At 48.3% G+C, this 19731-nt stretch carries 18 protein-coding genes and 2 rRNA genes; 5 read left to right on the top strand and 15 right to left on the bottom strand.

Annotated elements, in window-relative coordinates; translation table 11 throughout:
* Positions 1–192: 192 nt before the first annotated feature.
* The 12 genes from fabI to ACM67E_RS01025 form a co-directional block, all read right to left on the bottom strand.
* Positions 193–978 carry an enoyl-ACP reductase FabI gene (fabI, locus tag ACM67E_RS01080; protein ID WP_416191815.1) on the bottom strand — a complete coding sequence of 262 codons (786 nt, stop codon included), beginning with the start codon at positions 976–978 and terminating at the stop codon, positions 193–195.
* Between the two features lie 631 nt (positions 979–1609).
* Positions 1610–3670, bottom strand: a complete 2061-nt coding sequence (ppk1, locus tag ACM67E_RS01075) for a polyphosphate kinase 1 (RefSeq protein ID WP_416191814.1) — start codon at positions 3668–3670, stop codon at positions 1610–1612.
* A gap of 442 nt (positions 3671–4112) precedes the next feature.
* Positions 4113–4538, bottom strand: coding sequence for a F0F1 ATP synthase subunit epsilon (locus tag ACM67E_RS01070; RefSeq protein ID WP_416191813.1), 426 nt, complete (start codon positions 4536–4538; stop codon positions 4113–4115).
* Between the two features lie 10 nt (positions 4539–4548).
* Complete coding sequence (gene atpD, locus ACM67E_RS01065) at positions 4549–5946, bottom strand: F0F1 ATP synthase subunit beta (protein WP_416191812.1); 1398 nt, start codon at positions 5944–5946, stop codon at positions 4549–4551.
* A 35-nt stretch (positions 5947–5981) separates the two neighbouring features.
* Positions 5982–6857 carry a F0F1 ATP synthase subunit gamma gene (atpG, locus tag ACM67E_RS01060; protein WP_416191811.1) on the bottom strand — a complete coding sequence of 292 codons (876 nt, stop codon included), beginning with the start codon at positions 6855–6857 and terminating at the stop codon, positions 5982–5984.
* Positions 6858–6882: 25 nt separating this feature from the next.
* Positions 6883–8430: a F0F1 ATP synthase subunit alpha gene (gene atpA, locus ACM67E_RS01055; RefSeq protein ID WP_416191810.1), complete on the bottom strand. Its 1548-nt coding sequence runs from the start codon at positions 8428–8430 to the stop codon at positions 6883–6885.
* 10 nt (positions 8431–8440) lie between these two features.
* Complete coding sequence (locus ACM67E_RS01050; RefSeq protein ID WP_416191809.1) at positions 8441–8974, bottom strand: F0F1 ATP synthase subunit delta; 534 nt, start codon at positions 8972–8974, stop codon at positions 8441–8443.
* A 4-nt stretch (positions 8975–8978) separates the two neighbouring features.
* Positions 8979–9449, bottom strand: a complete 471-nt coding sequence (locus tag ACM67E_RS01045) for a F0F1 ATP synthase subunit B (protein ID WP_416191808.1) — start codon at positions 9447–9449, stop codon at positions 8979–8981.
* Positions 9450–9518: 69 nt separating this feature from the next.
* Positions 9519–9752 (bottom strand): F0F1 ATP synthase subunit C, encoded by a 234-nt coding sequence (gene atpE / locus ACM67E_RS01040; RefSeq protein ID WP_004284425.1) that lies wholly within the window; start codon positions 9750–9752, stop codon positions 9519–9521.
* 80 nt (positions 9753–9832) lie between these two features.
* Entirely contained in the window at positions 9833–10699 is an 867-nt protein-coding gene (gene atpB, locus ACM67E_RS01035) for a F0F1 ATP synthase subunit A (RefSeq protein ID WP_416191807.1), read from the bottom strand.
* Complete coding sequence (locus tag ACM67E_RS01030) at positions 10689–11042, bottom strand: ATP synthase subunit I (protein ID WP_416191806.1); 354 nt, start codon at positions 11040–11042, stop codon at positions 10689–10691. The genes atpB and ACM67E_RS01030 overlap by 11 nt, the downstream gene beginning before the upstream one ends.
* A 373-nt stretch (positions 11043–11415) precedes the next feature.
* The gene (locus ACM67E_RS01025) at positions 11416–12276 is read right to left on the bottom strand and encodes a ParB/RepB/Spo0J family partition protein (protein WP_416191805.1); all 861 of its coding nucleotides are present in this window, start codon (positions 12274–12276) and stop codon (positions 11416–11418) included.
* Between the two features lie 150 nt (positions 12277–12426).
* Between ACM67E_RS01025 and ACM67E_RS01020 the strand changes: the two genes are divergently transcribed.
* The 5 genes from ACM67E_RS01020 to ubiG all read left to right on the top strand — a co-directional run bounded on the left by ACM67E_RS01020 (position 12427) and on the right by ubiG (position 15558).
* Positions 12427–13002 (top strand): UbiX family flavin prenyltransferase, encoded by a 576-nt coding sequence (locus ACM67E_RS01020; RefSeq protein ID WP_416191804.1) that lies wholly within the window; start codon positions 12427–12429, stop codon positions 13000–13002.
* Between the two features lie 93 nt (positions 13003–13095).
* A complete protein-coding gene (locus ACM67E_RS01015) occupies positions 13096–13818 on the top strand; it encodes a DUF554 domain-containing protein (protein WP_416191803.1) in 723 nt (240 codons plus the stop codon).
* Positions 13819–13950: 132 nt separating this feature from the next.
* Positions 13951–14394, top strand: a complete 444-nt coding sequence (locus ACM67E_RS01010) for a pyridoxamine 5'-phosphate oxidase family protein (RefSeq protein ID WP_416191802.1) — start codon at positions 13951–13953, stop codon at positions 14392–14394.
* 82 nt (positions 14395–14476) lie between these two features.
* Positions 14477–14758, top strand: a complete 282-nt coding sequence (locus ACM67E_RS01005) for a GIY-YIG nuclease family protein (RefSeq protein ID WP_416191801.1) — start codon at positions 14477–14479, stop codon at positions 14756–14758.
* A gap of 83 nt (positions 14759–14841) precedes the next feature.
* Complete coding sequence (gene ubiG / locus ACM67E_RS01000) at positions 14842–15558, top strand: bifunctional 2-polyprenyl-6-hydroxyphenol methylase/3-demethylubiquinol 3-O-methyltransferase UbiG (RefSeq protein WP_416191800.1); 717 nt, start codon at positions 14842–14844, stop codon at positions 15556–15558.
* Positions 15559–16143: 585 nt separating this feature from the next.
* Here the strand turns inward: ubiG and ACM67E_RS00995 are convergent.
* The 3 genes from ACM67E_RS00995 to ACM67E_RS00985 form a co-directional block, all read right to left on the bottom strand.
* On the bottom strand, positions 16144–16443 hold the full coding sequence (locus ACM67E_RS00995; protein WP_416191716.1) for a ComEA family DNA-binding protein: 300 nt from the start codon (positions 16441–16443) through the stop codon (positions 16144–16146).
* A gap of 147 nt (positions 16444–16590) precedes the next feature.
* Positions 16591–16704, bottom strand: a 5S ribosomal RNA gene (gene rrf / locus ACM67E_RS00990).
* Between the two features lie 120 nt (positions 16705–16824).
* Positions 16825–19712: ribosomal RNA gene (locus ACM67E_RS00985) — 23S ribosomal RNA — on the bottom strand.
* Positions 19713–19731: the final 19 nt, after the last annotated feature.

Raw genomic sequence — 19731 nt, 5'->3', positions numbered from 1 at the left:
TGTATCGAACAGGCAGGGAATGATAGCGACTTATAAGTTAAATTTATTTTATATAAGTTAAATTTTGTATTATTCGCAAAAAAGGCAAGCATCCTTACCGTTCATTTCAAATAAAGGCCGTCTGAAAAACCAGTGTACCTTTTTTACACCATTTTTCAGACGGCCTTTCCGTCATCATCCCATGCGGATTGCTTATTCTTCGACGCTCAAGGCGTTGATGCTGTAACCGCCGTCGACATAAGTGATTTCGCCGGTAATGCCCGAAGCCAAATCCGACAGCAAAAAGGCTGCCGCATTGCCGACTTCTTCGATGGTCACATTGCGTCCCAGCGGATTTTGCGAGGCCACATGGCTCAGCAGTTTGCTGAAATCGGCAATACCGGAAGCGGCCAGCGTTTTGATCGGACCGGCGGAAATGCCGTTGCAGCGGATGCCTTCGCGGCCAACGGCAGAGGCGGTAAAGCGGATGGCCGCTTCCAAACTGGCTTTGGCCAAACCCATCACGTTGTAATTCGGAATCGCACGCACCGCACCCAAGTAGCTCAGGGCGACGATGGCGGAGTTGCGGCCTTTCATCATCGGGCGCGCCGCTTTGGCCAGAGCCGGCAGGCTGTAGGCAGAGGTTTCGTGCGCGGTATTGAATGCTTCGCGGCTGATGCTGTCGAGGAAGTCGCCGTTCAAGGCTTCTTTCGGCGCGAAGGCAATGGCGTGTACCAGTCCGTCTAAACCGTCCCAGCTTTTGCCCAAGTCGGCGAAAACCTGTTCCACTTCGGCATCGTTGTTGACATCGCAGCGGAACACCAAATCAGAACCCAATTCGGCAGCCATTTTGCGCACGCGTTCTTCCAGTTTGTCCACGACATAAGTAAACGCCAGTTCCGCGCCTTGTTCGCGGCAGGCTTTGGCAATGCCGTAGGCAATCGAACGCTCGGAAATCATACCGGTAATCAGAATTTTTTTACCTTGCAAAAAACCCATTTTTTATCCTTTAAAGTGTGGTGTTGCACTGATTGCTGTCTCCCGATAAGCGGCTTATCCGCCGCTCCGGCCGGGCTGCCGTTCATCGGAAGCGAAGATTTAAACGATGCATTATAGCAAAAAGCCGTTGTTTTGGAATAAAAAACAATCCGCCGCCTTTCAGACGGCCCGTAGGAATCCGTTCCTTTCCACCTGCGTTTCGGATAAGCGGCAACCCATCCTGCTGACAAGGACACCACGCTCTGTCCCACCGGCTCAGAAGTCAGTCCGCCTGAACATCAACGGCTGAACGGCCACAATGACACCAAGCACCCATGTTCCTGAAAATTCAGGCAAGGCCGTCTGAAATATTTTGCATCCGTCGTTTCAATGCACAAGTTTTCCAGGGGAATACCTCTCCTCTCAAACTGAGACTTTTACAAAATCGAGGTTAAAACCTGAAAATTTATGCCTTTCATTAGCTGCGCGTGTGTGGGAGCGCAGCTAATGACAGATTAAAAACTTTTGAATACTTTCGATTTTGCCAAAGTCTCCAATTGCCTCTCGCAACAAGACAGGGCCGTCTGAAAACATCCAATATCCGGAAAAATGTTTTCAGACGGCCTTATCGCTTCGGTACGGAGAATACAAATCAGCGGCTGTACATCGCCCACAAATCTTCTTGCAGATTGACCAATGGTTCGCCGTCGGCCGCTTGAACGCGGATATATGAACCGTCTGGCTGCATCTGCCAGGCTTTGGTGTTGTCTTCCAACGCCAGCGTCAGCCCTTCACGGATAACGCGCGCTTTCAGCACCGGATGAAGAATCGGCGTCGCGACTTCGATACGGCGGAAGAAGTTTCGTCCCATCCAGTCGGCACTGGAAATATAGGTATTTTCTTCGCCGCTGTTATAGAAGTAATAAATCCGGGCGTGTTCCAATTGGCGGCCGATGATGGAACGGACGCGGATATTGTCCGACAAGCCTTTCACGCCCGGCCGCAGGGTGCACATACCACGCACAATCAGGTCAATCTGCACGCCGGCGGAACTGGCGGCATACAGGGCTTCGATAACCGTCGGCTCAATCAAAGAATTCATCTTGGCGATGATTTTGGCCGGCTTGCCTGCGCGGGCGTTTTCCGTTTCTTGCTGAATCCGGCTGATGATCATCGGATGCAGCGTAAACGGGCTTTGATACAGTTTGTTCAGACGGCCCGGCTTGCCCAAGCCGGTAATTTCCATGAACAAAGTATTCACGTCGGCGGTAATGGCCGCATCATCGGTAATCAGGCCAAAATCCGTGTAGATGCGCGAGGTACCTTGATGGTAGTTGCCCGTCCCCAAATGGGCATAGCTTTTCAGACGGCCTTCTTCGCGACGGATGACCAACGCCATTTTGGCATGGACTTTGTAACCGAATACGCCGTACACCACATGCGCACCCACGTTTTCCAGTTTTTGCGCCCAGCTGACGTTGTTGGCCTCGTCAAAACGTGCCATCAATTCTACGATGACGGTTACCTGCTTGCCTGCCAGTGCCGCGCGCATCAGTGCTTTGACCAACTCGGAATCGGTACCGGTGCGGTAAATCGTCATCTTGACGGCCAACACATCGGGATCGCTGGCCGCTTCGCGAATCATTTGAACCACCGGATCAAACGACTGGTAAGGATGGTGCAGTAATATCGGGCCTTGCCTGGCTAAGTCCAAAACAGAGCCGTTTTTACCGAGTTTTTTCAGACGGCCTGTGGCAGGCGGGGGGGCAAATTTCAAATCCGGGCGGTCAACCAAATCGGGAACGGCATTCAAGCGCACCAGATTCACCGGCCCCTCCACTTGATACAGCTCCGACGGTTTCAGTTGGAATTGGTCAAGCAGGAACTGACAAATATGCGGCGGGCAGGTATCGGCCACTTCCAAACGCACGCCGTCTCCGTATTCCCGGTCGCGCAATTCACTCTGAATCGCGGTGCGCAGGTTCTCCAAATCATCGTCATCAACGGTCAGGTCGCTGTCCCTCGTCAGGCGGAACTGGTGGCAGCCTTTGACTTCCATACCCAGGAACAATTTGTGGACGTGTGCGTGCAAAATCGACGATAAAAACACAAAACCTTCGTTGCCGTCACAGATTTCAGACGGCATTTTCACCACACGCGGCAAAATCCGCGGCGCCTGAACAATCGCCATGCTGGACGGGCGGCCGAAAGCATCGGTACCTTCCAATTCCACCGCGAAATTGAGCGACTTGTTCAATACGCGCGGGAACGGATGGGAGGGATCGAGACCGATTGGCGTCAGAATCGGCATCAGCTCATTATCGAAATATTCGTTAATCCATTTCTGCTGTTCCGGTGTCCACGTGCGGCGGCGGTAAAAATGAATGCCTTCTTTGGCCAGTTCGGGCTGCAATACTTCATTGAACAATGCATATTGTTCGTCCATCAAAGCATGTGCCTGTCTGGAAATGTCTGCCAATGTTTCAGACGGCGTCTTACCGTTATCGAGCAGAGTATGCGGACGGATTTTCTGATCGCGTTTCAACGATGCGACGCGAACTTCAAAAAACTCGTCCAAATTGGACGAGACGATACATAAAAAACGCAAACGTTCCAACAGCGGCACACTCGAATCTTGAGCCTGCGCCAAGACGCGGCGGTTAAATTCAAGCAAGCTCAGCTCGCGACAGAGAATTCGGTTTTGATCGGGCATATTTTTCCCCAATTCGGTTAACGTGGTGCAGAAAAAGAAACCATAGCGCGTCAGTATAACGCGTTTTCAAAGCAACGCAACCGTGGCCAACAAATGCCCGGTTTCACCGCAAAATGCTAATAGGTAAGCATATAAAAGCTCTGTGAATATTTGATGACAATCCATCCGGACAGAAACTGCAGTAGGGAATCGTTGGGTTGAGATGTAAGAAAAACTAACGTTGTTTACACTTTCTAGACAAAACAGCTTTTATAGTCATTTAAAATAAAAATCATACAGCATTGCCAGCTCTCTTATATATTCTGAGTGTACGTGGCGGTCACAGCCGCTTTTCTATTTTAAACGACTATATTTTTTACCCGAATGATTGTCTTAGGATTTTTACACCACCCAGATAATAAAAAAGCACGGTATAAACCGTGCTTTTCCTGAAACAAAACGCTTATTTGTTTTTTTGCGAACGAAGATAATCCAAGGTTTTGAGCTGGGCGATGGCTGCGGCTAAAGCAGCATGTGCTTTTGCCAAAGATTCATCGTCTTGCGCCTTAGAAATACGGTCTTCCGCCGCTTTCTTGGCCTGCTCCGCGCGCTCCTGATCCATCTCCGTACTGCGTACAGCAACATCTGCCAATACGGTAATTTTCTCAGGCTGCACTTCCAGCAAGCCACCGGAAACAGCAACCAATACTTCTTCAGTCTGACCCGGCACAGTCAATCTCAATGCTCCAGGTCGCACCAAACTCATGATCGGCTCGTGTCGCGGGTAAATACCGAGCTCACCCTGTACAGTCGGAACCACCACAAAGCTGGCTTCGCCTGAATAGATGTTTTGCTCGCTACTGACCACTTCAACTTGCATGATACTCATGCCGACCTCCTTAGTTTAAGGTTTTCGCTTTCTCGGCTGCTTCTTCGATGCCGCCCACCATATAGAACGCTTGTTCCGGCAAGTGGTCGTATTCACCGTTCAAGATTGCCTTGAAGCCTGCGATGGTATCGCGTAATGCAACATATTTACCCGGAGAACCGGTAAATACTTCGGCAACATGGAACGGTTGGGACAAAAAGCGTTGGATCTTACGGGCACGCATCACAGTCAGTTTGTCTTCGTCAGACAACTCATCCATACCCAAAATAGCGATGATATCCCGCAATTCTTTGTATTTTTGCAAAGTAGACTGAACGCCGCGCGCAACATCGTAATGCTCTTGACCCAATACCATCGGATCCAACTGACGCGAAGTCGAATCCAACGGGTCAACGGCCGGATAAATACCCAAAGAAGCAATATCACGACTCAATACCACAGTCGCATCCAAGTGAGCGAAGGTAGTTGCCGGAGACGGGTCAGTCAAGTCATCCGCAGGTACATACACAGCTTGGATGGAAGTAATTGAACCGGTTTGCGTGGAGGTAATACGCTCTTGCAAACGACCCATTTCTTCAGCCAAAGTCGGTTGGTAGCCTACTGCAGACGGCATACGACCCAACAGTGCAGAAACTTCGGTACCGGCCAAAGTATAGCGGTAAATATTGTCTACGAAGAACAATACGTCACGGCCTTTGCCGTTTTCGTCTTTTTCGTCGCGGAAATATTCGGCCATGGTCAAACCGGTCAACGCAACACGCAAACGGTTACCCGGAGGTTCATTCATTTGGCCGTAAACCATGGCTACTTTATCCAATACATTGGAATCTTTCATTTCATGGTAGAAATCGTTACCTTCGCGGGTACGTTCACCTACACCTGCAAACACAGATAAACCGCTGTGTGCTTTGGCGATGTTGTTGATCAATTCCATCATATTTACGGTTTTACCTACACCGGCACCACCGAACAGACCCACCTTACCACCTTTGGCAAACGGACAAAGCAAGTCAATCACTTTAATACCGGTTTCCAACAATTCGGTGGCGGCTGAAAGCTCATCGAATTTAGGTGCGGATTGGTGAATTGCCCGCTTTTCCGAAGCATCAACCGAACCCGCTTCATCCACCGGGTTGCCCAATACGTCCATAATCCGGCCCAATGTCGCTTTACCGACGGGTACAGTAATCGGGGCACCGGTATTGCTTACGGCCATGCCTCGCTTCAAGCCGTCTGAACTACCCATTGCAATCGTACGTACCACACCGTCACCCAAAAGTTGTTGCACTTCCAGGGTCAGACCGGTTTCGTCCAATTTCAGAGCATCGTAAACGTGCGGAATAGCATCACGTGGAAATTCTACGTCAACTACAGCACCAATAATTTGTACGATTTTGCCTTGGCTCATTATCGTATCCTATTTTCCATACAGTTTCAGACGGCCTAAACAGCCGCAGCACCTGCAACAATTTCTGACAATTCCGTGGTAATCGCTGCTTGGCGCGATTTGTTATACACCAAACGCAACTCTTTAATGGCATTGCCTGCATTATCGGTAGCGGCTTTCATTGCTACCATACGCGCGGCTTGTTCGGATGCCATATTATCAGCCAATGCTTGATAAACCACAGATTCTAAATAACGGCGAACCAAATATTCCAATACAGCAACAGGGCTCGGCTCGTAACGGTATTCCCAACCATACGGAGAATGAACGTTAGCCTCTTCGATCGCATTTTGACCGATAGGCAGCAATATCTCCATCCGCGGCTCTTGGCGCATCGTATTCACAAAACCGGAATACACCAAGTGAATCACATCTAATTCATGCTTTTCATAGCGTTGGAAAATTTCAGTCAACGGACCCAGCAATAATTCCATTTTAGGCGTATCGCCCAAATTCACCGCACTGGCAATCACGTTTAAGCCGATACTTTGGCAAGCTGCCAAACCTTTGCTACCCAGACACACGACATCAACTTCGATGCCCTGCTCCTGATACTCTTGAACTTGCGCCAAAAATCTCTTCAACACGTTGGCATTCAAGCCACCGCACAAACCTTTATCGGTCGTCATCAAAATGAAACCTGCACGCCGTACTTCACGATGAGGTTCCAGCAATTTAATGCCATGCTCGGTTTGGGTTTGTGCCAAATGGCTCATTACCGTACGCACTTTTTCGGCGTACGGACGCGCTAAGCGCATCCGCTCCTGAGTCTTCCGCATTTTAGAGGTAGACACCATCTGCATCGCTTTTGTGATCTTTTGAGTATTTTGAACACTACGGATTTTGGTGAGAATCTCTTTTCCTACTGCCATTTCAGACTCCTTTCATTTGCAGTTCTTAAGCTTGATAAGCGTAAGAAGATTTGAAAGTTTTCATGGCGTCGGTCAATGCTTGTTCTGCTTCATCAGACATCGAACCTGAAGCATTAATCGCATTTAACACATCCGGCAATTGTGTACGGACATAGCTCAAGAATTCTGCCTCAAAAGATAAAGCTTTGGAAACAGGAACATCAGCATATGAGCCATTGTTAATCGCCCATAACGTCAATGCCATCTCAGCGGTGTTCAGAGTGCTGAATTGTTTTTGTTTCATCAATTCTGTCACCACTTCACCGTGTTGCAATTGCTTACGGGTTGCTTCATCCAAATCGGAAGCGAACTGAGAGAACGCAGCCAATTCACGATATTGGGCTAAAGCCAAACGGATACCACCACCTAGTTTCTTGATCACTTTGGTTTGTGCTGCACCACCTACACGTGATACGGAAATACCGGCGTTAATCGCGGGACGGATACCCGAATTAAACAAATCCGTCTCCAAGAAAATTTGGCCATCTGTAATCGAAATCACATTGGTTGGTACAAATGCAGATACGTCACCGGCTTGGGTTTCGATAATAGGCAGTGCGGTTAACGAACCGGTCTTACCCTTGACTTCACCATTAGTCAGTTTTTCTACTTCATCTTCATTAATGCGTGCGGCACGCTCCAACAAACGAGAATGCAAGTAGAATACATCGCCAGGATAAGCCTCACGACCTGGCGGACGGCGCAGCAACAGGGAAATTTGACGGTACGCAACGGCTTGTTTAGACAAATCATCATAAACAATTAAGGCATCTTCACCACGATCGCGGAAAAATTCGCCCATGGTACAACCTGAGTAAGGTGCAATATACTGCAATGCTGCCGCCTCAGAAGCGGTTGCTGCTACCACAATGGTATGTTCCATTGCACCATGCTCTTCCAGCTTACGTACCACGTTGGCAATAGAAGAAGCTTTTTGCCCCACCGCTACGTAAATACAAATAACACCGGTACCTTTTTGGTTCACAATCGCATCTAAAGCAACAGCTGTTTTACCGGTTTGGCGGTCACCAATGATCAGCTCGCGCTGCCCACGGCCAATCGGAACCATTGAATCAATGGCCTTTAAACCGGTTTGCATCGGCTGATCAACAGATTTACGCGCGATTACACCCGGTGCGATTTTTTCAATTGGGGCACTGCCGGATGCATTAATCGGACCCTTACCATCAATCGGCCGACCCAATGCATCCACTACACGACCCACCAATTCCCGACCTACCGGTACTTCTAAAATTCGTCCCGTACAAGTGACAGTATCACCTTCTTTGATGTGTTCGTATTCACCCAACACCACGGCACCAACGGAGTCACGCTCCAAATTCATGGCCAAGCCGAAAGTGTTGCCCGGGAATTCGAGCATCTCACCTTGCATAGCGTCTGACAAGCCATGAATACGTACGATACCGTCTGTTACAGAAATCACTGTACCGCGTGTACGAACTTCTGCATTAACCGACAGATTTTCGATTTTAGCTTTAATCAAATCGCTAATTTCAGCAGGATTAAGCTGCATGAAAACTCTCCTAATTTGTCATAGTCGTATACAAAGCATTCAATTTACCTTGCACCGACAAATCCAAGACCTGGTCACCCACTTCTACTTTCACACCACCGATTAATTCCGGATCAATTTTTGTGGTCACTTGCAAATCGGTGTTGAAACGTGCTTTTAAAGTATCGATCAAATCGGCTAATTGTACAGGCGTTAATTCGTATGCGCTGTAAATTACGGCTGATTTAGTATTATTGAGTGCCAAGACTAAGTCTTGATATTGCGCGTATACCTCCGGCAACACATTTAACCGCTTTTGTTCGGCCAAAACACTTACGAAATTTGTAAGACTGGCATCATTCAAACCAAGCAAATCAGTTAGTGCTTTTGCTTTATCGGAAGCCGCGGTTTCAGGCTGCTCGATCAGAGACACAACCTTCTGATCCTGCAGTACTGCTGCCAATTCTTTCAGTCCGCCCAACCAAGACTCAATTTGGTTTTTTTCCTGTGCCAAACCAAACAATGCTTTCGCATAAGGCCGGGCAATCGTTGCGAACTCTGCCATAGGATTACAGCTCCTGTTTCAAAGTGTTGAGCATTGCTGCGTGCTTAGAAGCATCTACTTCACTACGCAGGATGGACTCCGCACCTTTCACAGCCAATACAGCGACTTGCTCGCGCAAAGCTTCGCGGGCACGGTGTATTTCCTGCTCGACATCGGCTTTAGCCTGGGCTGTAATACGTGCGGCCTCTGTAGAAGCTTGCTGCTTGGCTTCTTCCACAATCGCGGCTGCACGCTTCTCGGCATTGGCCACCATTTCGGCAACCTGCCCACGTCCGTCGGCCATGAGTTCTGCAACTTTCTTTTCTGCCTGTTCAAAATCGCTCTTACCGCGCTCGGCAGCAGCCAAGCCCTCAGCAATTTTAGCGGCGCGCTCATCCAACGCCTTTGCGATTGGCGGCCACACAAATTTCATGGTAAACCAAACCAAACCGAAAAAGACGATAACCTGCGCAATTAAGGTTGCATTAATATTCACTTTACTTAACCTTCGTATTAGGGTTAATCAAACAAACGATAAAACCGTTTGTAGCGAACTGTGTTCGGATTAGCCTGCAAACGGGTTAACGAAGGCAAACAGCAATGCAATGGCTACACCGATCAAGAAAGCGGCATCAATCAAACCGGCAATCAAGAACAGTTTGGTTTGCAACGGACCAATCAATTCAGGCTGACGGGCAGAAGATTCCAAATATTTTGAACCCACCATAGCAATACCGATAGAAGCACCCAAAGCACCCAAAGCTACGATCAAACCACATGCAATAGCAATCAAACCCATTTTTAAAACTCCTTAGAATGAAAACAAAGGTTAAAACTACGTTGAAAAATTAAAAAACCACTTATGAAACAACTAAATTCTTAGTGCGCATCATGTGCTTGGCCAATATATACAAATGCCAAAGCCATAAAAATAAATGCCTGCAGGGTAATTACCAAAATATGGAAAATCGCCCATGCTAAACCGGCTAAAATGTGGAATACGAACAAAATCGGATCCATGACACCAATACTACCGGAAGCTGCCCACGCACCACCCAGCAATGCAATCAGCAAGAACACCAGCTCACCGGCATACATATTACCGAACAACCGCATACCGTGCGATACGGTTTTTGATAAAAATTCTACGATATTTAACAAGAAATTGGCCGGTGCCAACTTCGCACCAAACGGCGCGCTGAACATTTCATGCATCCAGCCGCCGAAACCCTTAATTTTGACGTTATAGTAAATACAGATAATCAAAACACCGATGGCCAAAGCCAAGGTGGTATTCAAGTCGGCAGTCGGTACGACACGCAGCAATGCATGGTGATTACCAGTAATCCCCTGCCATGCGACCGGCAACAAATCAACCGGCAACAAATCCATGGCATTCATCAGGAAAATCCACACAAACAGCGTCAATCCCAATGGCGCAACGGCTTTACGGGATTGTTCGTTATGGATAATGCTTTTACACATATCGTCCACAAACTCGAACAGTATCTCCACTGCCGCCTGAAAACGCCCAGGCACACCCGCAGTCGCTTTCTTAGCTCCGCGCCATAAAATAAAACTACCGATAATTCCCAACAACACAGCAAAGAAAATTGCATCCAAATTGATGTAAGAAAAATCAGCGATATTTTTCAGGCCTTGGCCTTGGGTTACGTCCGACAGACTGGTCAAGCTTTGCAAGTGGTGCTTGATGTAGTCGGCAGCGGTCATCGATTCACCTGCCATAGTCTTTTACTCTCAAATAATACAAAAAAACCAAATGGCTGACGCCGAGCAATCCGAAGAAAAACGGAAAGAAAACCAGTGATTCATGCCAAACTGCAAATACAACCAGCATCAACACCAGCGACAGCACTACTTTTAAAACTTCTCCGAAAATAAATACCCTACTTTGTGCATAAGGACGATTCTTAACAAGCTTTAAAAGTAAAACTGCAATAGATGAGGGAATGAGATACGTGAGTCCGCCGACCAACGCCGACCAAAAACCGCTCTTGCCTGCCACCGCCACGCTTAGGGCAGAAACCGCAAATAAGACAACTACTTGTAAAATTAAAATCTGCTTCATATTTGAAGGGCATCACGCCACCATATCAAAGCGAGGCTACTATAATCAAGAAGTGCCATGCCGTCAAGCGATTGTTAAGCTTTGTGAAACACCATGATTCAAAGAAACTGCTGTTTACAATAATTTCCTATCCGACACTTGTCGGTTTTTAAGAATTCTAACACAAATTACACGCCATTACATATTTATTAACATTGAAATACAATAATTTATGCTCAATTCCAATATACCGACACCGAAAGAAAATAATCTCCTTGATTTCAATCAGATTTTAACAGGCCGTCTGAAAAAATTTCAGACGGCCTGCTGCATAATTTTTTATACGGCGGGAGAAAACCAGCGTGATAAATTTTACCATTCTCCCCTGACACCCTTATGAATCGTATTCAATCCCTAACTGCTTCAGCAGATATTCAAATGTTTCAGGCGTGTCGAAATGCAACACAATTTTACCTTTCTTCTGGTTCGTGGTTTTGATTTCGGCATTGACGCCCAAACGCTCGGTCAATACGTCATTCAAACGCTGCACATCGGGACTGGTGGTTTTCTTAGGCTCCGCATCTTTGGTTTGGTGCGCAAGCTGGCTGCGACGTTCGACTTCGCGCACCGACCATCCGTTTTTCACGGCTTTTTGTGCCAGCTCCAATTGCTCGACAACCGGCAATGTCAACAAAGCGCGCGCATGTCCCATTTCCAAATGCCGTTGATATAGCATTTCCTGAACCGGCTCGGGCAAACTCAACAAACGCAAACTGTTGGAAATCGCGCTGCGGCTTTTTCCGACGGCCTTGGCTACCGTCTCATGAGTCAGGCCGAATTCGTCAACCAAGCGTTTCAAGCCTTGTGCTTCTTCAATCGGATTGAGATTCTCACGTTGCAGGTTCTCAATCAAACCCATTGCCAGCGCGGTTTCGTCGCTGATGGTTTTGATGACCACCGGAATTTCGGTCAAACCGGCCAATTGCGAAGCCCGCCAGCGGCGCTCGCCGGCAATCAATTCGTATTGCGACAAACCGTGTTCACGCACGATTACCGGCTGAATCACACCTTGCGCTTTAATCGAGTCGGCCAACTCCTGCAACGCTTCGTCATCCATCTGCACACGTGCCTGATAGCGGCCGGGCTGGATATCGGCGATAGCGACGGTGGTCAGACGGTCGCTGGTGCTGTTGTCCACACCGTTAGAAATCAGGGAATCCAAACCGCGGCCCAAACCGCCTTTCATTTTTGCCATGTCGTTATCCTTTTGTTTTACTGCACTGAAGCTGCGCTTTCAGACGGCCTGGTAGAAGAAATGCCGTATTTTATCGGATATTCGTACGGATAGACAATTTGTATTGATATAATATCGCTTTCAGACGGGCTATTTTTCAGAAAGATTTTCATGACGCGACGGCTCATCATCGGCATCAGCGGTGCAAGCGGTTTTCAATATGGTTACAAAGCACTACAAATTCTGCAGTCTCTGCCCGATATCGAAACGCATTTGGTGGTTTCCAAAGGTGCCGACATGACGCGTGCGCTGGAAACGCCGTATTCTAGAGAAGAAATCATGGCGATGGCCGATGTCGTGCACCCCATCGGCAATTTGGGCGCAGCGATTTCCAGCGGTTCATTCCGCACTGCCGGTATGCTGGTCGCTCCGTGTTCCATGCGTTCGCTGGCGGCAATCGCTTATGGTTACAATGATAATCTGCTTACCCGTGCGGCGGATGTGGTATTGAAAGAACGCCGCCGCTTGGTGCTGATGGTGCGTGAAGCTCCGTTGAATCTGGCGCATTTGGACAACATGAAACGTGTCACCGAAATGGGCGGCATCATTTTCCCACCCGTACCTGCTTTTTACCAGCAACCGCAATCGGTGGACGACATCGTTACTCACAGCGTAGGCCGCGCTTTGGAAATGTTCGACATTGATGTGCCCAATCTGCCGCACTGGGGTGAAAACGGAGATGGATAAAGACAACGCCGGCTTGTCTCAATAATGCCGTCTGAAATCTCAGACGGCCTGTTTTATGGAAAATCTGCATTTCCGCTTAGCAAGGAATAAAGTATGTATTTACCTGTCGGCCCTTTGGTGAACGCTGCTGCAATTATCGGCGGCACCATCGTCGGCCTGCTCCTCGGCAGCATTCTGCCCGAACGGATTCGAGCCAATCTACCGGCCTTATTCGGTTTGTTATGTATCGGGCTGGGTATCATGACCATACCCGGTGTGAAATATTTTGCAGCGGTGGCTATTGCTTTGGTACTGGGTTTGGTCATCGGAGAATGGATAGACATCGAAAAACGGATTAAGGTACTTGCCGTCGGCAGCCAACATATCGTGGATAAGATTCTGCCGAAAAAAGGCGACATGAATGCAGAAAAATTTTTAGAAAATTATGTTTCTCTGGTGATTTTATTCTGCTTCAGCGGCATGGGCATCTTCGGAGCTATGACCGAGGGCATGAGTGGCGACCCGTCGATTCTTTATATCAAAGCGATTTTGGACGTCTTTACCGCCATGATTTTCGCCATCAGCCTTGGGGGGATAGTTGCCTTTATCTCTGTCCCGCAGATACTGTTTCAGTGCCTGCTGTTTTTCTTGGCGGCATTGATTGTGCCACTGACCACATCCGATATGCGTGCTGACTTCTCCGCAGCCGGCGGTCTGATGTTGCTGATGACAGGCTTGCGGATTATGGGCATCAAATCCTTTCCTGTGGCGAATATGCTGCCAAGCCTGATTTTGGTCATGCCTTTGTCGTACATATGGTCTGTATATGTCATTTAGTTTTCAGACAGCCTTGTAAATATCCTGCGTCACGATGTTAAGCTTTGAACCCCAAAGTTCGGCATATCCATGCTTTCCGTTCCATTTAACCTTGCAGTTGCTTCAGGCCGTCTGAAATAATGAGATCACGTCATGAATACCCTACCCCGCAATATGGTCGATTTTTTCCGTCACAACCACGTCGTCAGCATCGCCACCCAATCACTGGCAGGCGAGCTATGGAGTGCATGTTGCTTTTATGTATTCGATGAAGCGAACGTGCAACTGATTGTTTTGACTTCCCAAAACACGCAGCACGGCAGCAATATGGCTCTGCAGCCCCAAATTGCCGGCACGGTCTCCGGTCAGCCCCACAGCATTTCTGAAATCAGAGGCATTCAGTTTCAGGCACAGGCAAAGCGTTTGACCGACGAATCTGAACGCAATGATGCAGCCAGACTGTTTTACCAAGCCCATCCCATTGCCCGGACGATGAAAAGCGAGATATGGGCTTTGGTACTGGACAAAGTAAAATTTACCGATAATAAATTAGTGTTTGCCCAAAAAACGCATTGGTCGCGTAACGGCAAAAATTAACCGAACCAGAGGCCGTCTGAAATACCGATGATTCAATATTTATCTGCTGCAATTCAGACGGCCTTGTCGCGGAGTATAGGATATGACGGCTGAAAACTGGTGCGTCTATTTGATTTTATGTACCAACGAATCGCTTTACTGCGGCATTACCAACCGCCCGAACGAGCGTTTTCAGGCACACCTGACAGGGAAAGGCGCAAGATACACGCGCATTCACAAACCCATTGCCATGCGTGTGCTTTCAGACGGCCTCAGCAAAAGCGAGGCCTTAAAACAGGAAATCGCCACCAAAAAGCTAAGTGCAAAGCAAAAAAATGTACTGTGGAAGCAAATGGACGATACAGTCGAAATCAAGGCCGTCTGAAAATAGCCTAAGCTTTCAGACAGCCTACCGCTCCCCCCTACTTTGTTATAGAATCTTCATTCCGCCCAATCAGGAAACCGACCATGACCTCCAAAATCCAACGCAATGTTGATGACAATGAAATTGCCAAATTCAGCCAAATCGCCGAAAAGTGGTGGGATAAAAACAGCGAATTCAAACCGCTGCATGACATTAATCCGCTTCGCTTAGACTATATCGACAGACTGGAAAATTTAAATGGCAAGCAGGTTTTAGATGTCGGCTGCGGTGGCGGCATTTTGGCCGAAAGCATGGCCAAACGTGGCGCAGCTCATGTGACAGGTATCGATATGGCGGAAAAATCGTTGAAAGTAGCAGAAATACACGCAGCAGAACAAAATGTTGATAATCTCGCTTACCGCTGCATACCTGTAGAAGAACTGGCAGCCGAGCGGCCACACAGTTTTGATATTGTGACCTGTATGGAAATGATGGAACATGTTCCCGACCCGTCCGCCATTGTCAAAGCCTGCGCCCGATTGGTAAAACCGGATGGTATCGTATTTTTTTCAACCATCAGCCGGAATCCCAAATCTTATCTGCATTTAATTATCGGCGCAGAACATATATTAAAAGTTGTGCCTAAGGGTACGCATGACTGGAACAAATTTATTAATCCGGCTGAACTTGCGCGAATGTGCCGCGAAGCTGGCTTAGATGTGATTGACAGTAAAGGAATGAAATACAACCTTCTTACCAAACAGTACCACTTGTCACCAAATACCGATGTAAATTATTTGAGCTCCTACCGTCCAGCTTAATGAACATGACCAAAAGTGACTATTAAGTTTTCCTAAAGCATTTTTGTGTTTTCTCTATTCTTAAACCTTTTCAGCCAGTTTACGGTTATTTGGGTTCGATAGCTGGATCAAAATGTTACTTACCCTAACCAGCCGCTTCGACTTCGGTAACAATACTAGGGATGTTCCGTTCATCAAAACGGCAGGAGAGGTTGAAACTGGTACAGGAATAAGACCGTCCATTTTCGGATCGAATAACAGATTATCATCTCCCTCAAGCAAAATCAGTTGCTAATTTTTAAGGATATCTGTTATCTGGCTATAGGAAACGGTCAGGTTGTTTACACTTTTTATCCGAAACATTTTTATTTTTTGTTTGAACGATTGTTTTAGGATTTTCTACTTAGGAGCTTATCATGTTTTTAATGATTTTGCTTCCTAAGTCCCTAAGGAATGATAGGCAACTAAGCTGTATTTAATCTTAAAAAAAGCCTGCTTAGTCACCTAAGCAGGCTTTTTTTATTGCGGGGCGCGGGTTTTGCAAGGTCTCGGCTGATACTTCTTTCTCAATCCATGCCGGCCCCGAGACTCTGTCCGGCATCCCCCCTACTTTTTCACGGCAGGCTGCGCAGCCTTCTTCACCGGCGCCGCAACCGTCGCCTCATTCCTCAGCTTCGAGAAGATCCCTTCCCCTATCCCCTTCACGTTTTTCAACTCGTCAACCGTCTTAAAATTCCCATGCTGTTTGCGGTACGCCACTATCGCCTTCGCTTTCGCAGGCCCCACACCCGGTAAAGCCGTCAGCTCGCTCTCCGAAGCCGTATTGATGTTCACCGCAGCACTGCTGACCGATGCTGCCAGCGTTGCCAACCCGTAGAAGAAGATCTTTTTCAAAGTACTGTGCATAAAACGTTATCCTTTGGTTATTCGTTACGGTTGATATTATATGCACAGATACTATTATTTACAACCGTTATTTGCTGTTTCCCATCCGCTCTTCTCTCCGAACAAAGTAAAAGCCCCTGAATTCTGTCAGGGGCTTTCTTAATGGGTGTTTGGCAGTGACCTACTTTCGCATGGAAGAACCACACTATCATCGGCGCTGAGTCGTTTCACGGTCCTGTTCGGGATGGGAAGGCGTGGGACCAACTCGCTATGGCCGCCAAACTTAAACTGTACAAATCGGTCAGCCGTTATGCAGTCTACTGCACTTATTTATTCTTTATCAACTTTTCGGTAATGAATGTATCATCAGTAAGCTTTTATCTTTGAAATTCTTCAAATGATAGAGTCAAGCCTCACGAGCAATTAGTATCGGTTAGCTGCACGCGTTACCGCGCTTCCACACCCGACCTATCAACGTCCTGGTCTCGAACGACTCTTTAGTGCGGTTAAACCGCAAGGGAAGTCTCATCTTCAGGCGAGTTTCGCGCTTAGATGCTTTCAGCGCTTATCTCTTCCGAACTTAGCTACCCGGCAATGCGACTGGCGTCACAACCGGTACACCAGAGGTTCGTCCACTCCGGTCCTCTCGTACTAGGAGCAGCCCCCGTCAAACTTCCAACGCCCACTGCAGATAGGGACCAAACTGTCTCACGACGTTTTAAACCCAGCTCACGTACCACTTTAAATGGCGAACAGCCATACCCTTGGGACCGACTACAGCCCCAGGATGTGATGAGCCGACATCGAGGTGCCAAACTCCGCCGTCGATATGAACTCTTGGGCGGAATCAGCCTGTTATCCCCGGAGTACCTTTTATCCGTTGAGCGATGGCCCTTCCATACAGAACCACCGGATCACTATGTCCTGCTTTCGCACCTGCTCGACTTGTCGGTCTCGCAGTTAAGCTACCTTTTGCCATTGCACTATCAGTCCGATTTCCGACCGGACCTAGGTAACCTTCGAACTCCTCCGTTACTCTTTGGGAGGAGACCGCCCCAGTCAAACTGCCTACCATGCACGGTCCCCGACCCGGATTACGGGTCTGGGTTAGAACCTCAAAGTCACCAGGGTGGTATTTCAAGGACGGCTCCACAGAAACTGGCGTTTCTGCTTCTAAGCCTCCCACCTATCCTACACAAGTGACTTCAAAGTCCAATGCAAAGCTACAGTAAAGGTTCACGGGGTCTTTCCGTCTAGCAGCGGGTAGATTGCATCTTCACAACCACTTCAACTTCGCTGAGTCTCGGGAGGAGACAGTGTGGCCATCGTTACGCCATTCGTGCGGGTCGGAACTTACCCGACAAGGAATTTCGCTACCTTAGGACCGTTATAGTTACGGCCGCCGTTTACTGGGGCTTCGATCCGATGCTCTCACATCTTCAATTAACCTTCCAGCACCGGGCAGGCGTCACACCCTATACGTCCACTTTCGTGTTAGCAGAGTGCTGTGTTTTTAATAAACAGTCGCAGCCACCGATTCTCTGCGACCCTCCAATGCTTACACCGTAAAGGCTTAACATCGAAGGGCATACCTTCTCCCGAAGTTACGGTATCAATTTGCCGAGTTCCTTCTCCCGAGTTCTCTCAAGCGCCTTAGAATTCTCATCCTGCCCACCTGTGTCGGTTTGCGGTACGGTTCTGATTCAACTGAAGCTTAGTGGCTTTTCCTGGAAGCGTGGTATCGGTTACTTCGTGTCCGTAGACACTCGTCGTCACTTCTCGGTGTTAAGAAGACCCGGATTTGCCTAAGTCCTCCACCTACCGGCTTAAACAAACTATTCCAACAGTTTGCTAACCTAACCTTCTCCGTCCCCACATCGCATTGAATCAAAGTACGGGAATATTAACCCGTTTCCCATCGACTACGCATTTCTGCCTCGCCTTAGGGGCCGACTCACCCTACGCCGATGAACGTTGCGTAGGAAACCTTGGGCTTTCGGCGAGCGGGCTTTTCACCCGCTTTATCGCTACTCATGTCAACATTCGCACTTCTGATACCTCCAGCACACTTCTCAATGCACCTTCTTCGGCCTACAGAACGCTCCCCTACCATGCCTTGCGGCATCCGCAGCTTCGGTTACAGATTTGAGCCCCGTTACATCTTCCGCGCAGGACGACTCGACCAGTGAGCTATTACGCTTTCTTTAAATGATGGCTGCTTCTAAGCCAACATCCTGGCTGTCTGGGCCTTCCCACTTCGTTTACCACTTAATCTGTCATTTGGGACCTTAGCTGGCGGTCTGGGTTGTTTCCCTCTTGACAACGGACGTTAGCACCCGCTGTCTGTCTCCCGAGGAGCAACTTGATGGTATTCTTAGTTTGCCATGGGTTGGTAAGTTGCAATAACCCCCTAGCCATAACAGTGCTTTACCCCCATCAGTCTCATACTCGAGGCACTACCTAAATAGTTTTCGGGGAGAACCAGCTATCTCCGAGTTTGTTTAGCCTTTCACCCCTATCCACAGCTCATCCCCGCATTTTGCAACATGCGTGGGTTCGGTCCTCCAGTACCTGTTACGGCACCTTCAACCTGGCCATGGATAGATCACTCGGTTTCGGGTCTACGCCCAGCAACTCTTCGCCCTATTAAGACTCGGTTTCCCTACGCCTCCCCTATCCGGTTAAGCTCGCTACTGAACGTAAGTCGTTGACCCATTATACAAAAGGTACGCAGTCACGGAACATGTCCGCTCCCACTGTTTGTATGCATCAGGTTTCAGGTTCTGTTTCACTCCCCTCCCGGGGTTCTTTTCGCCTTTCCCTCACGGTACTGGTTCACTATCGGTCGATGATGAGTATTTAGCCTTGGAGGATGGTCCCCCCATATTCAGACAGGATTTCACGTGTCCCGCCCTACTTGTCGTATACTTAGTACCACCGATGAAATTTCGAATACGGGACTATCACCCACTATGGTCAACCTTCCCAGGTCGTTCTTCTATCTCAACGGCTATTATATACAGGCTCCTCCGCGTTCGCTCGCCACTACTTGCGGAATCTCGGTTGATTTCTTTTCCTCCGGGTACTTAGATGGTTCAGTTCTCCGGGTTTGCTTCTCCAAACCTATGGATTCAGTTTGGGATACTGCACTGAATGCAGTGGGTTTCCCCATTCGGACATCACCGGATCAAAGCTTTATTGCCAGCTCCCCGATGCTTTTCGCAGGCTTACACGTCCTTCGTCGCCTATCATCGCCAAGGCATCCACCTGATGCACTTATTCACTTGACTCTATCATTTCAAGAACCTC

This window comes from Neisseria sp. CCUG12390 (genome assembly GCF_047837985.1).
In the GTDB taxonomy this organism is placed as follows: Bacteria; Pseudomonadota; Gammaproteobacteria; order Burkholderiales; family Neisseriaceae; genus Neisseria.
Note: the sequence above shows the minus strand (reverse complement) of the source record. Positions and strands in the feature narration are given on the sequence as shown.